This window comes from Arcticibacterium sp. GJ41-1 (assembly GCF_055808875.1).
Genome location: NZ_CM147888.1, coordinates 3504195 through 3517741, shown reverse-complemented (window position 1 = coordinate 3517741; position 13547 = coordinate 3504195). Strand labels below are relative to the sequence as shown.

The following is a 13547-nucleotide window of genomic DNA, read 5'->3' as shown; positions in this document are numbered from 1 at the left end:
TAAGGAAATTCAGAAGCCCTTAGTAATAATTAAGGTTTGGTATTTAAAAGCATGAGTTTGGTCATATTTAAAATCATGTTTTGAATCAATCTTTGTAAATAAACAATGTTAAAAAGATGATAAAAAGATTGGACATTAGTACTTACGAGGCTATAAACGAAAACTTTAATAACTTTTATAATTCAAACTTGGAGCTTGATAAGCCTAGTAGAAAACTTACAGAAGTTGCCTCTCAGCTCGATATGAATGATCTTTCTGGTACAGTTGAGAAATTCAAAGGATTTTCGACGGAAGAAATCATTGATTATCTTGTTTTTAACCACCACTACTATTTGACCAAAAAATTGCCTGAACTGCAGCAATCCATCCTGCATGTTTTTGGCCATGAAGATGTTTCAAATCTGTTGAAGACTTTGGCCATGTTTTTTGGTAAGTATCAAAAGAGCCTGATAAGTCATATCAAAATGGAAGAGAATGTTTTCTTTCCAATGGCAAAAGATTTAGCGAGTTCGTCTAAAGAACAAATGTCAAAAACTAAAAAATGGACATCGTTTATAGAGTTTTTGGGAAATCACGATCCTATTGAAGATGAACTGAAAAAGGTGAATTTGATTATAAAAGAGGCTGTTAAAGACATGAAAGTGCCTTTTGCTTATAGTGTGTTTATGAACCAAATTGACTTGTTTGAGTTAGATTTAAAACGACATGCCATTATTGAAGACGAGGTTTTATTACCTAGGGTAGAGGCCATGTTGTAAGTTTTTTGATTTCCGCTGTTGAAATTTAGTATTAAATAAGCCTACCTTTATTTAAGTATATCATCCTAAATCAATAGTCTGTGAATTCTGGTAAATTCGTTTTCTTAAAGAAATGTTTATTCTTGCTGCCATTTCTTCTTACTAATGTGCTGTGTGTAGCACAATCTGAAAGTTTAGCTTCAAAAGGAATCTGTGCACATCGTGGTGCAAATAAAACGCATCCAGAAAATACCTTGGCTGCCTTTAAAGAGGCCATTCGATTAGGTGCACACATGATTGAGTTTGATGTACAACTTACAAAAGACCACAAGCTGATTATAATGCATGATGAGACGGTAGACAGAACTACAAATGGCTCTGGGAAAGTCTCTCAATTGACTTTTGAAGACATAAGAAAGCTAGATGCGGGTAGTTGGAAATCTAACAAATTTGCCGGTGAAAAAGTACCAACACTTCAAGAAGTTCTTCAGATGATGCCTGAGAATATTTGGTTAAATATTCATCTTAAGGGCACTAAAAAAGTGGGTATAGAAACGTCTAAAGTGATTATTGCTGAAAATAGAATGAATCAAGCCGTAATTGCTTGTGGAAAAGAGGCCGCACGCGGTGTTAGAAGTGTAGATTCTGGTTTGAAAATTTGCAATATGAACAGATTGAATTCACGAGCAGCATATATTGAAGATACTATAAAAGAAGCTTACCCATTTTTGCAAATAAAAAGTAGTAGAGATGATGGTCAAATGCTATCCGATATTAAAAGATTAAAGGATAATGGTGTTATGATTAATTATTTTCATTCAGAAAAAGTAACTGAATTAAGCACACTTTTTGATGCAGGAGTCGATTTTATATTGACGGATAATCTAGAAGAAATGATTCAAGCTTTTTCAAGACTAGACGTTCGCCAGTTTTAATACTTCTCTCCTATGTAGAGTTGCAATTCATTGGACTCTGCAAGCTCTAGTTGATTCTTTCACTCTGCCGATTTCTTAGGCTGGTTTGAATGGTTAGGATTGATAATAGGCTTTAGTGAAAGTTTTGAAAAGGAAATGGGTTATTTGTAAAACTGAGGAGGATACGCAGTAAGGAAAAGACCTCGGAAAATAGAAAAAAATGAAAGCATCAATACTTTTTTGTAAAACTATATTTTCTTTGGATAATGGCTTTCTTTGGGTATGTTTATATTCAATGTTTTTTCTGTCTCCCGCTTATTCACAAGAGTATATTAACCTTGAAAAAATTGGTGATTTGTTAACAGACGAGTTGAATTCAGAATTTGCAGATATGGATAGTTTAGAAATGTCCATTTATGTTCGTTTCAAAGTTAACCAATCAGGTAAATTGGATTCAATTTGGGTTAATGGGGAAGAGCCCGAGAGTTTCGACTATGATTACTTTATAGAGACCTCTGAAACTAAATTAACGAGCATTTTTTACAGTTTTCTAAAAAAGGACTATCTAATAAGAAAGGCAATCTTTAAAGTTTTAAGAAATGTCAAAGTATCTCATTCAAATGAAGAGTACTATTCGGGATATTATTTACTGCCAATTAGAATAAATTTAAAAGGAGGATTAAGTGATTTCTATTATGAGAACCATTTTCGGGCAATGAAATCTTTTTTTAAGCCCGGTTTTCAGCAATATTATTTTCTTGAGCCTATAGCCATTTCTAGAATGATTGGAAAAGTTAAACCCAAAAAACGGAAAAAGTGATTTCCCCGCTGTGCAAGGTCTTTTTGACCTTGTACTTATGTTAGTCGGTCTTTTGACCGACCAATAGAGAATTTTTCGCCATAAAAGATAGTGTTTTTTCCCTTATAGAGTCTCAATTCATTGGACTTTGTAAGATATTTCCTTGCCACAGTCAATCATCTTCTTTTGATGGGTCCGGCTACTCGACTACAGGGCGTTTTTGATTATTTCTTTTAGTTCATCCATGCTTTTGTTTCTTGCTATAATTTTTCCATTTGGGTCAATTAATATAGTAGTTGGATAACTTGTTATTTTTAGTTTTTCAATCAAAGAATTTTTATTCCCTTGATTTTGATTAACAAATAGATGTTCCCAATCCATATTTTCTCTACTTATGAAATCGGCAACTTTTTTAGAGTCACTATCATAAGCAACACTGACCAAAACAAATTTATCATTAGAATACTCTGAATTTATTTTCTTTAACTCAGGTATAAGTTTTATGCAAGGCTTACACCATGTTCCCCAAAAGTCAAGTAGAATGTATTTGTCAGGATGTTGTTTTAACTCAAAAATGGAATTATCAAGATGTTTTGCTTCAAACTTTGGCATATTATAGCCTTCTGTAATTCCAACTGGTACAGTGTTTTTACCAACATACTTAATGAACATTTCGTCTCCCCAAGTTGTAACTGAATCAATAATATAATCATGACCTTTAACATTAAAAACATCACCTATATTAAAGGGATATTACCATTTAATTCTGAAGGCAAAGAATCTGATTGTGGCGTTATAAAGATGGATAAGTCACCTGCTGTATAGTTTACATGTGAAAAACCATTTGAGACAAAAAAGTCATACTCCATGCCATCAAAATCAAAGTGTCCTTTTTTATGCTCTGGAAAATTTGCAAACAGGAAGTATTTCTTTTCAATTTCATTGTCTGTATTGAAGGTCAGCCCCATGGTGCCTTTATATGGACTCGGTTTAACTTTAGTTATTTATGATATTATTTGATTATTGTCAAAATACTCATATTGAGCTGAAACAATCGGAAGCGTATTCTCTATTTCTTTTTGCCTTTCATAGGTCAATGGAAATTCGTATTCAAGAATTTCTTCATTTCCAAAATCCTCATCATTGTCAGAATCAACAATTATTACTCGCTTATTTGATTTTGTGCCGATAAGAAATAGAACTTCACAATCTACTGTTGTATTAGAAAGTTTGGATGTATCAACCTTGTAATATTTCGTGATACTCTTAAATTGCTCTTCTTCAATGCTTCCATCTAAATATTTATTCCAATAATATTGTGCTGGTTGTAATGTTAAACTTCTAACAACATATTCATCAATGTCCTTTGGTACATTTCGATAAAATATAGAATCTCGACTTGGCAATAAAATAACATTCCCAGGACTAAATATTCCATATCCGTCTTGTGAATTAAGCTTAACTACAAAATCTGTCTTGGATTCAGAACATCCGATTAGTAGTATAAAAATCAAATAAATAAATTGTTTCATAATGTGTAGTAAGTTTTTGCCTCTTTCAGAGTCTCAATTCATTGGACTCTGTAAGGGGTTTTCTTTTGAAAGTGACTACTCCCCAGCCTCAGCATGCAATAATTCCAAGCCAGTAGAAGACCTTGCTTTAAAACCTTCCCATGTGGCGTCGTTTGAGTTTGGTTTTAAGTCTAGGTATTTTGCATAGTCTTTTTGCTTTAGTTTGGTATCCAAAAACGCAGTTACAAAATGCTGGTTAATGTTATTAATGCGTCTTTCGTCCCAGGCTGGTTCGGCGTATCTGTAATACTCATCAAAAGGTAATCCTTCTGCTAAAGACTCTGCAGGTGGTGGGTTTGGAGCTACATTATGTCTGGCGTTATCGTAAGTTAGCATGTAACGTTCCACATTGGTAGCACCTTCATAAATGGCCTTTATGCCTTTTTCATAACCAGATACATCGTCTTGGCTTCCAGCCACAAAGAAGGTTGGTATTTTTAAACCTTTAAGTCCTTCAGCATCCCAAATTCCTCTGGCCATTCCCCATGGGGCAAAAGCCACTACCGCTTTAATTCTGCTGTCAAAAGCTGCTTCGTATTTTTCGTTTCCAGTGGTTAACACATCAATGGCTTTGCTACCACCTGTCATGCTACCAAAAAACTTCGCTAAACCCTGAGAGTATCCAGCACCAGCTACATTTAAAGAGCCATAACCACCCATGGAGTAGCCTATAATTCCTATGTTTTCAGAGTCCATTACTTTACTGGTAAAAGGCAGTTTAGTCATTTCATTGACCACAAAATGAATGTCTTGAGCTCTGTTTAATAAGGTGCTGTGAAATGCATTGGCATCTCTAAAAGTTGACTCCTTATGGTCTATGGCGGCTACTATGTACCCTTTAGAAGCCAAGTTTTCTGTCAAATAAGTCATTAAGAATCTTGAACCCACATAACCATGCGAAACCACTATAAGCGGGTATTTGCTTGAGCTGCTTTTAAGCTTGGCATCTCTGCTAGATCTGCCTTTAAATCGAAAAGGAATTAATGGACGTTTCTCATCGTTGGCAGTTCCCATAACTTCGTCGTATAATATCACTGGGTTTTCATCTGCCACGTCGGCGGGGTACCACATTTCCACTTTTAGGTCTCTGTCATAGAAGGCGTCTACGCCGTCTTTAGAGTTGATAATGTCCACTTGGTTTTTGTGAACAAAATCTAAGGTCTTTACACCCACTTTATGCGGACCTCTTTTAGCTAATTCGGGAGCATCCGGCAGGGCATCGCCGTAAATAAATTCGCTTTGGGCTTGAACAGAAAACGCAATAAGGACTGCGATTAAACTTAAGTAAGTTTTTTTCATTATTAAATTAGGGTATTGATGAAAGTTCGTTTCATTCAAAATTGCAAAAAATGATTGAAAGCTCAGGGCTGTCTCGAATTATTTTGTACTGCAACTGAAAAAATAAAATAATGAATTCCTTATATCGCCCTGTACTGTTTGAGTACGGTCAAAATTCGTTTTCAAGAAATATAATCATGTCTAATTAAATACTGAGAATTTTGAACGTATGAGTTTACAGACGGTCGGCCGCTGCCGGTAATGCTTTTTTGATTCGTTTTTTACGCTAAAAAATGAATTCCAGGCTGGAAAGCCAGCGAATAAAAAGAGGGTGTTCTCTGAAATATTTCAAAAAAAAACTTCTATTGACGTAAAAGATGTTTTTAAAGAAAAATGGCATACAGTCTGAAGACAATGATAATTTAACAGATTCATAAAAGAGGATGATAAATTTCCTTAGTTTTGAGCATGTTCAAAGAAACCCTCATCACAAACGACGCCATAGTTTTAGGACTATTGATTTGCCTACTTTACTTTGTTTTTGACCGAAATAAAAACGGCGGTAAACCTTGGCAATCCTTCTTTAAATTCTTTCCGCCTATTCTCCTTTGTTATTTTTTGCCAGGGGCATTAAACTCTTTAGGAATTATTTCAGGTGAAGAGTCTCAAGTCTACCCTGTGGTGAGTAGGTATCTTTTGCCGCCATGTTTGTTGCTTTTTACTTTGAGTTTAGATATTCAAATGCTTAAGAAATTAGGCATCAAAGCTGTTTTGGTCTTTTTGGCAGGAACGGTAGGTGTGGTAATAGGTGGTCCCATAGCTGTTTTAATAGTAAAAGCCATAAGCCCTGAAACATTCTCAGGTGTGAACTCTGAAACTTGGAGAGGATTATCAACGGTAGCAGGAAGCTGGATAGGTGGAGGAGCAAACCAAACGGCTCTTAAAGAAGTGTTTGAACCTAGTGCGGCTTTGTTTTCTCAGTCGGTAGCAGTAGATATTTTGGTAGCAGAAACATGGTTGGCTATTCTTCTTTTGGGCGTAGCCAATAAAGCGAAGATGAATAAATTCTTTGGTTCAAATTCAGATTTGATTGATGAAATCAAGGATAAACTGGAAGCAGAGTCTAAAAAGAAAACTAAAATTCCTATTTACGAAGATTACATGAAAATATTGGCCGTAGGCTTTGGAGGGACTGCAATAGCCTATTTCTGTGCTGATTTAATTACGCCATTTATCAGTGAGAACTATCCAGATTTGGCAAAGTTTAGTCTTACTTCTAGTTTCTTCTGGGTGGTGGTCATAGTTACGTTAATTGGTATAGGTCTTTCGCAAACCAAAGTTAAGGAGATAGAGCATGTGGGAGCCACTAAGCTTGCTACGGTTTTCTTATATATTCTTATTGCTTCCATAGGTATGCAAATGAGTTTGGTAGCTATTGCAGATAACCCAATGTTGTTTTTAGTTGGTTTTATTTGGATAGTGATTCATGCCGTTTTTATTGTAGTAGCAGGGAAGCTTTTAAAGGTTCCCTATTTCTTTGTAGCGGTAGGTTCACAGGCTAATGTTGGCGGAGCAGCCTCCGCATCGGTGGTGGCAGCGGCCTTTCATCCATCACTTATTTCAGTAGGTGTTATTTTGTCTGTTTTGGGCTATGCCTTAGGAACTTATGCAGGATATCTTACTACACAATTAATTCGCTTAGCCTCAGGTCAATAGTGGCGTAGTTTTTGCTTAATTTTAAGTACTAACTGATTGCTTACTTAATGCGGCCAACCGCCAAACTGCTTCTCTACTTAATGCTTGCTTGTGCCTTCTCGGCTCATGCTCAGGTAGATAGTGCTAAGTTTGTCAATAAGTTTAATTACGGTTTTGAGCTCGGAGGCTACTTCAGTTCCAACAACAAAATTCCATTTTGGCAAAAAAGTAACAAATTTGGCTCCGTGCCACAAAACGGAAATTCGCTTTATTTTCGTCAAGTATTGATGTCAAAAAAAGATACCAGCAAGCGTTTTTTCTCCGCCGACTATTGTATTGACCTTGTAACTATTGTTGGCGAAAAGCCATTGATAATCTTGCCAGAGGCCTTTGTGGGATTGAATTTTGGTGACTTAAGGCTTTCAGGAGGGCGTATAAAAAGTATTCACGGTTTGGTAGATACTACATTGAGCAGTGGCTCTGTTACTTGGTCTGGTAATTCATTGCCTTTGCCAGAAGTTCGACTTTCCATTCCTGAATATAAAAGACTCTTTGCCGACTGGCTCTCCTTTAAAGGGCATTACTCACATGGTTGGTTTGGGGAACAAACATATGTGAAAGGTTACTTCTTGCATCAAAAATCACTTTATGGAAGAATAGGTGCTCCTAACGCCAAATTACACTTTTATGGAGGATTGCTTCACAGTGTAGCTTGGGGCGGTACGCCAAAATATAATGCCGAAAGCTTTGAGAAACTAACAGATGGTAAGTTTCCTGCCGATTGGTTTACCTATGGACAGGTGGTTATTCCTTATGAAGCCGTGGTAGATACTACTTTAGGCTACGGAGGTTTTGAAACGGAAAACAGGTTTGGGAATCATGTAAGTCAAATAGACTTGGGTATGGATTTTTCTGTCAAAAACGGGAAGATCATGCTTTATAAAAACAACATCATAGAAACAGGACGAACACTCGGTAGCTTTTCAAATTTAGATGACGGGCTTTATGGCTTTAGTTTCCATAATTATAAAGAGAAGGCAGTTTTTAAGAAGGTGGTTTTTGAGTATTTGTTTTCTATGAATCAAGGAAGTTACAATGCTTTGATAGCTCGTTTACTAAAGAAGCCTTTGAAAGATTATGGAAATAATAGCTTCTATTTTAACCATCAGCAGTATTTAGATGGTTGGTCTTATGAAAAAGAAACGATTGGTTCTCCGTTTTTTGTGCCTGACGATGAACTGAAGCTAGAAAGCTCTAAAGGGAATTTTACTTTTAGTAACTCTAACAGATTAAAGGTGTTTTATTTAGCTACGCAAATGCAGCTGAACTCCATAGGAATAGTAGCGAAAGGCTCTTATAGCCAAAACTTTGGGTCAATATGGTTTCCGGTAGACCCTCTAAATCAGCTAAATACCAGTTTTGAATTTAAGGTGCCGCTAAAGGCAAAAAACGCTTTTATCAAAGTGGATATTGGTATTGACCATGGTGAACTTATTAAAGATAATTACGGGATAAACTTTGCTTATCAAAGATTTTGGTAGTTATATAGGCTTGCTGATATCAAATGGCAATCGTGTTGTATTCATTTCAAATAGAATTGTGTAAAGATTTTCGCCATAGCTCATATTTTCAGGGCAATTTGTGGTACTTTTGCAGTTTGATTTAACCTCATAATTTTTCTTAGTGAAGCAAATAAGAAACTTCTGTATTATTGCCCATATTGACCATGGGAAAAGCACTTTGGCCGATAGGCTATTAGAGTTTACGGGTACGGTTACCAATAGACAAATGCAGGCTCAGGTATTAGACGACATGGACCTCGAAAGAGAGCGTGGCATTACTATTAAGAGTCATGCCATTCAAATGGATTATGAGCTTAATGGAGAAAAATATGTACTAAACCTTATTGACACACCCGGTCATGTAGATTTTAGTTATGAGGTTTCTAGGTCAATAGCCGCCTGTGAAGGTGCTCTATTAATAGTAGATGCTGCACAGGGAATAGAGGCTCAAACCATTTCTAACCTTTTCTTGGCTTTAGAGCATGACTTGGAGATTATTCCTGTCATCAATAAGATTGATTTGCCAGGGGCAATGATTGAAGAGGTGAAAGACCAAGTGGTAGACCTGATTGGTATTGATAGAGATAAAATAGTTTTGTCTTCTGCCAAAGAAGGTATTGGTATCACAGATATTTTAGAGGCTATTGTTAGTCGTGTGCCGCATCCTGTGGGAGACCCAGAAGCTCCACTTCAAGGTTTGATATTTGACTCTGTTTTTAACTCTTACAGAGGTATTGAAGTTATTTTCCGTGTAAAAAATGGTTCTATCAAAAAAGGAGATAGAGTACGTTTTATGGCTTCAGGAAAAGAATATGAAGCTCAAGAAATAGGCAGTTTAAGATTAAAACAGCAGCCTAGAGATGAAATAAAATGTGGTGATGTAGGCTACCTTATTTCTGGAATAAAAGTAGCCAAAGAAGTAAAAGTAGGTGATACTATTACTTTGGTAAATAAGCCTTCTAAAGTCGCGATTCAAGGTTTTGAAGAGGTGAAACCGATGGTTTTTGCAGGTATTTATCCTGTAGATACTACAGATTTTGAAGAGCTTCGCGATTGCATGGATAAACTGCAACTGAACGATGCTTCTTTAGTTTGGGAACCTGAAACATCTGCCGCCTTAGGCTTTGGATTTAGATGTGGTTTCTTGGGTATGCTTCATATGGAGATAGTTCAAGAGCGTTTAGAGCGTGAGTTTGACATGACGGTTATTACTACGGTGCCTTCTGTGAAATTTCATGTGACTAATAATAAAGGAGAACGCGTTACGGTATCTGCACCATCCGAAATGCCAGATACTAACTTAATAAGCAGTTTAGAAGAACCTTTTATTAATGCACAGATAATTACGGCTTCTGATTATGTAGGGCCTATTATTAGTCTTTGTATGGATAAGCGTGGTATTATAAAGAATCAGGTTTATTTGACCTCAAATAGGGTAGAGCTGACTTTTGAGATGCCACTGGCAGAGGTTGTTTTTGATTTCTTTGATAAATTAAAATCTATTTCGAGAGGTTATGCTTCTTTAGATTATAGTTTATCTGGTTACAAAGAATCTCATTTGGTAAAACTGGATATCCTTTTAAATGGTGAACCTGTAGATGCTCTTTCGGCCATTGTTCATAGAGACAAGGCCTATGACTGGGGTAAGAAACTTTGTGAGAAATTGAAAGAATTATTACCACGTCAGCAGTTTGAAATTGCTATTCAAGCGGCCATTGGTGCCAAAATTATAGCAAGAGAGTCTGTAAGGGCAATGCGTAAAGATGTGACTGCCAAGTGTTATGGTGGTGATATTTCGCGTAAGCGTAAACTTCTGGAGAAACAGAAGAAAGGTAAGAAAAGAATGCGTCAGATAGGTTCTGTGGAGGTTCCACAAGAAGCTTTTATGGCGGTGTTGAAAATAAATTAGGCTTTTTTATGAGGCAAATTGCCAGTTTATTGGCTGATGTCTTAATTTTGGAGCATTGTTGAAGAATTTAAAGAAACTACAATAGAAATATGGCGGAGGTAATAAGAATGCCCAAAATGAGCGATACCATGGAAGAAGGGGTAATCGCAGCTTGGAATGTCAAAGTTGGCGATAAAGTAAGCTCAGGGGATATTTTAGCAGAAGTAGAAACGGATAAGGCTACCATGGATATGGAGTCTTATGAAGATGGTACCATTTTGTACATCGGAGTTCAGAAAGGAGAAGCGGTGCCTATAAATGCTGTAATGGCAGTAATAGGAGAGCCGGGTGAAGACTTTCAAGCACTTTTAGATGCAGAAGCAGGTGGTGCAGCTACAGAAGCTCCAGCCGAAACGCCAGCAGCAGAAGAAGCAGCTCCTGCTGCTCCAGCAGCTGAGGCTATTGACACTTCAGGTATTAATGCAGAATTGGTTAAAATGCCACTTCTTAGTGATACCATGACCGAAGGTGTAATTCACACTTGGTTAATGAAAGTGGGCGACACCGTTAAGTCTGGTGATATGCTAGCTGAAATAGAAACAGATAAAGCCACTATGGAATTAGAGGCTTATGATGAAGGTACATTACTTTATATAGGTGTAAAAGAAGGTGAAGCTGTACCGGTAAACTCGGTAATAGCAGTGATAGGAGAGAAAGGTGCAGATTATGAAACCTTATTAAAAGCGGAAGCAGCAGCAAATGCAGCCCCAGCTCCTAAAGCAGAAGCACCAAAAGCGGCGGCACCAGCAGCAGCCACGCCAGCTAAAACTGCAGCTCCAAAAGCAGCGGCTCCTGCGGCAGCACCAAAAACTACCTCAAACGGTAGAATATTGGCATCGCCATTAGCAAAGAGATTAGCAGAAGAAAAAGGAATAGATATAGGAACTGTAAGTGGTTCTGGTGAAGGTGGAAGAATTATCAAATTTGATATTGATAATTATGTAGCTCCTGCAGCTCCGGCTCCAGCCGCAGCGGGAAGTAGTGCAGCCTTTGGTGTAGAAAGCTCTGAAGAAATAGCATTGTCGCCAATGCGTAAGGCTATTGCTAGAGGGTTCTCTGGTGAGATTCCTTCTCCAGAATTCTATGTAACCATGGAAATCTGCATGGATAAAATCATGGAAGCTCGTAAAGAGATGAACGAGTACTCTCCTGTGAAAATTTCTTTTAACGATTTAGTAATAAAAGCATGTGCACTGGCACTTACTAAACACCCGAATGTAAACTCTTCTTGGAGAGGTGACCATATCAAACAAAACAATCACGTACACGTAGCTATGGCTGTGGCGGTACCTGATGGTCTTTTGATGCCGGTTGTTCGTTTTGCTAATGCTTTACCTTTATCTGCTCTTGCGGCAGCTACTAAAGAGCTAGGTGCTAAAGCAAAAAACAAAGAATTACAACCTAAAGACTGGGAAGGAAATACTTTCACGGTAAGTAACTTGGGGATGTTTGGTGTAGATAGCTTTACGTCTATCATTAATAACAGAAACAACGAAAGCTGTATTCTAGCTGTAGGTGGTATCAAAGAAACTGTAGCCGTGAAAAACGGTGAGTTTTATGCCACTAACATCATGAAAGTAACACTGACTTGTGACCACCGTGTGGTGGATGGAGCAGGTGGAGCGGCTTTCTTGGTAACAGTGAAAGAATTGCTTGAAAACCCAACTAAGATGTTGGTTTAAGGCTTATCGCTTATCGCCTCAAAATATTTAAAGAACCTCTTCCAGAAATGGGAGAGGTTTTTTTTGTGGGTAAGAAACGCCATATAGATTTTAATAATCAATATACTTAACTGGCATAGTGAAAAAGACTTTAACTAGTCTATTATTTTGTTTTCCTGGATTCCACAGAGGCATTTTATTCAGTGCTTTTAAAACCTTTTCTTGGACAACCTTAGGAGTCTCATTCAAGAAAAGAGTGCAACAGGTTTTACCATTTTCAACTACTGTAAATCTAATAAAGCAAGATCTAAGATTTTTGGAGTAAGATTCAAATATACCCATGTTTTCTTTGAAAAAGGCATCAATAGCTTCGTTGCCGCCAGGGAATGAAGGGTTTTCTTCTACTGCCGTGTACACAACTGATGCGTCAAATTGGATTGGAATAATTCTTATAGAAGATATAAGTTGGCCATCTTGTGTGGCAGGAATCCATTTGGGCATTTCATTTGCCATTTTTAAAATAGCTTCATCGACCTCGTAATCTGTACTGTTTAGGATATCGACTTCTACAACTTTTCCAGTCGAATCTATTCGTAATTGTAGTGCTGTATTTAATTCCCTGTATGGTTTTAACTTTCTTTCGAGATAAGATTTTAGAGAATCATCGCCGCCTTCAAATTGAGCTAGGGCTAACTGTGAAAAAGAAGAGTGGAAGCTTAAGAACAGAAGGATAAAAATGATATTTCTTATTTTCATTTTTTAATTTACGTTTTCATTTTAGCTTAAAAACTTGTTTTGGCATAACATTAAAGTTTAAATCCAACATTCAATGCGTTTAGAAATGTACCTGTTATTTCTTGTGTGTAGTTCATTCCCAGTGAGCTAGAAAATCCTAATTGAAATTTATTTAACCGAATAGTCAAAGCATTATTAAGTTCAACTCCTAGAATATCTTGTTTCTCTAACCTGGTTTGGCGTCCGCCGTATCCATGATGGTAAGTATACTTGACAACGCCATATCTTATAGACGGCCCAATACTCCATTTAGCTTTTTCATTGATGCCTTTGGGGTATATTTTCAATGTAGGTGAGATGCTATAACCTCTCTCTTTAGTTGCCTTATGACTTGCGTAAATACCGGAAGGGAAATACTTTTCTATTGGAACCTCTATGGATATTTTCTCTCCTATTTGTTGTTCGTAAGCAATTCCAATGCCTGATAAGAATATTTCGCCGTATATTCCATAGACTAATGGGCGTATAGCGATTTTTTGGTACGTTTTCTGATTTGGTGTATTCTCAGTTCCTTGAGAAAACACATTTAAAAAACATAATAGGAAGAAAGCTGTAAGGGACTTTTTCAAAACAAGGCTATTTTATGG

Annotated in this window: 13 protein-coding genes; 7 read left to right on the top strand and 6 right to left on the bottom strand. The window is 36.9% G+C overall.

Features of this window, described 5'->3' with window-relative positions:
- Positions 1-116 precede the first annotated feature (116 nt).
- The 3 genes from AC0L6O_RS14600 to AC0L6O_RS14590 all read left to right on the top strand — a co-directional run bounded on the left by AC0L6O_RS14600 (position 117) and on the right by AC0L6O_RS14590 (position 2471).
- On the top strand, positions 117-758 hold the full coding sequence (locus AC0L6O_RS14600; RefSeq protein WP_473303365.1) for a hemerythrin: 642 nt from the start codon (positions 117-119) through the stop codon (positions 756-758).
- A gap of 122 nt (positions 759-880) precedes the next feature.
- A complete protein-coding gene (locus AC0L6O_RS14595) occupies positions 881-1672 on the top strand; it encodes a glycerophosphodiester phosphodiesterase (protein ID WP_473303364.1) in 792 nt (263 codons plus the stop codon).
- Between the two features lie 199 nt (positions 1673-1871).
- Positions 1872-2471: a hypothetical protein gene (locus tag AC0L6O_RS14590; protein ID WP_473303362.1), complete on the top strand. Its 600-nt coding sequence runs from the start codon at positions 1872-1874 to the stop codon at positions 2469-2471.
- A gap of 186 nt (positions 2472-2657) precedes the next feature.
- On the opposite strand, the gene AC0L6O_RS14585 is transcribed toward AC0L6O_RS14590, so the two are convergent.
- The 4 genes from AC0L6O_RS14585 to AC0L6O_RS14570 all read right to left on the bottom strand — a co-directional run bounded on the left by AC0L6O_RS14585 (position 2658) and on the right by AC0L6O_RS14570 (position 5320).
- Positions 2658-3122 (bottom strand): TlpA family protein disulfide reductase, encoded by a 465-nt coding sequence (locus tag AC0L6O_RS14585; protein WP_473303361.1) that lies wholly within the window; start codon positions 3120-3122, stop codon positions 2658-2660.
- A 65-nt stretch (positions 3123-3187) separates the two neighbouring features.
- The gene (locus AC0L6O_RS14580; protein WP_473303360.1) at positions 3188-3418 is read right to left on the bottom strand and encodes a hypothetical protein; all 231 of its coding nucleotides are present in this window, start codon (positions 3416-3418) and stop codon (positions 3188-3190) included.
- Between the two features lie 36 nt (positions 3419-3454).
- On the bottom strand, positions 3455-3982 hold the full coding sequence (locus AC0L6O_RS14575; RefSeq protein ID WP_473303359.1) for a hypothetical protein: 528 nt from the start codon (positions 3980-3982) through the stop codon (positions 3455-3457).
- A 75-nt stretch (positions 3983-4057) separates the two neighbouring features.
- A complete protein-coding gene (locus AC0L6O_RS14570) occupies positions 4058-5320 on the bottom strand; it encodes an alpha/beta hydrolase family protein (protein WP_473303358.1) in 1263 nt (420 codons plus the stop codon).
- Positions 5321-5767: 447 nt separating this feature from the next.
- Between AC0L6O_RS14570 and AC0L6O_RS14565 the strand changes: the two genes are divergently transcribed.
- The 4 genes from AC0L6O_RS14565 to AC0L6O_RS14550 all read left to right on the top strand — a co-directional run bounded on the left by AC0L6O_RS14565 (position 5768) and on the right by AC0L6O_RS14550 (position 12186).
- On the top strand, positions 5768-7015 hold the full coding sequence (locus tag AC0L6O_RS14565; protein WP_473303357.1) for a DUF819 family protein: 1248 nt from the start codon (positions 5768-5770) through the stop codon (positions 7013-7015).
- Between the two features lie 47 nt (positions 7016-7062).
- The gene (locus AC0L6O_RS14560; protein WP_473303356.1) at positions 7063-8535 is read left to right on the top strand and encodes a hypothetical protein; all 1473 of its coding nucleotides are present in this window, start codon (positions 7063-7065) and stop codon (positions 8533-8535) included.
- Between the two features lie 142 nt (positions 8536-8677).
- Positions 8678-10465: a translation elongation factor 4 gene (lepA, locus tag AC0L6O_RS14555; protein ID WP_473303354.1), complete on the top strand. Its 1788-nt coding sequence runs from the start codon at positions 8678-8680 to the stop codon at positions 10463-10465.
- 89 nt (positions 10466-10554) lie between these two features.
- Positions 10555-12186 carry a 2-oxo acid dehydrogenase subunit E2 gene (locus tag AC0L6O_RS14550; protein WP_473303353.1) on the top strand — a complete coding sequence of 544 codons (1632 nt, stop codon included), beginning with the start codon at positions 10555-10557 and terminating at the stop codon, positions 12184-12186.
- 90 nt (positions 12187-12276) lie between these two features.
- Here AC0L6O_RS14550 and AC0L6O_RS14545 read toward each other — a convergent pair whose 3' ends face one another.
- Positions 12277-12921: an energy transducer TonB gene (locus AC0L6O_RS14545; protein ID WP_473303352.1), complete on the bottom strand. Its 645-nt coding sequence runs from the start codon at positions 12919-12921 to the stop codon at positions 12277-12279.
- A 50-nt stretch (positions 12922-12971) separates the two neighbouring features.
- A complete protein-coding gene (locus AC0L6O_RS14540; RefSeq protein ID WP_473303350.1) occupies positions 12972-13529 on the bottom strand; it encodes a hypothetical protein in 558 nt (185 codons plus the stop codon).
- Between the last annotated feature and the right edge of the window lie 18 nt (positions 13530-13547).

Coding starts and splice junctions, on each gene's coding strand:
- AC0L6O_RS14600 (WP_473303365.1), top strand. CDS start 117: ATGATAAAAAGATTGGACATTAGTACTTACGAGGCTATAAACGAAAAC.
- AC0L6O_RS14590 (WP_473303362.1), top strand. CDS start 1,872: ATGAAAGCATCAATACTTTTTTGTAAAACTATATTTTCTTTGGATAAT.
- AC0L6O_RS14570 (WP_473303358.1), bottom strand. CDS start 5,320: ATGAAAAAAACTTACTTAAGTTTAATCGCAGTCCTTATTGCGTTTTCT.
- AC0L6O_RS14580 (WP_473303360.1), bottom strand. CDS start 3,418: ATGGGGCTGACCTTCAATACAGACAATGAAATTGAAAAGAAATACTTC.
- AC0L6O_RS14585 (WP_473303361.1), bottom strand. CDS start 3,122: ATGTTCATTAAGTATGTTGGTAAAAACACTGTACCAGTTGGAATTACA.
- AC0L6O_RS14560 (WP_473303356.1), top strand. CDS start 7,063: ATGCGGCCAACCGCCAAACTGCTTCTCTACTTAATGCTTGCTTGTGCC.
- AC0L6O_RS14550 (WP_473303353.1), top strand. CDS start 10,555: ATGGCGGAGGTAATAAGAATGCCCAAAATGAGCGATACCATGGAAGAA.
- AC0L6O_RS14575 (WP_473303359.1), bottom strand. CDS start 3,982: ATGAAACAATTTATTTATTTGATTTTTATACTACTAATCGGATGTTCT.
- AC0L6O_RS14565 (WP_473303357.1), top strand. CDS start 5,768: ATGTTCAAAGAAACCCTCATCACAAACGACGCCATAGTTTTAGGACTA.
- AC0L6O_RS14545 (WP_473303352.1), bottom strand. CDS start 12,921: ATGAAAATAAGAAATATCATTTTTATCCTTCTGTTCTTAAGCTTCCAC.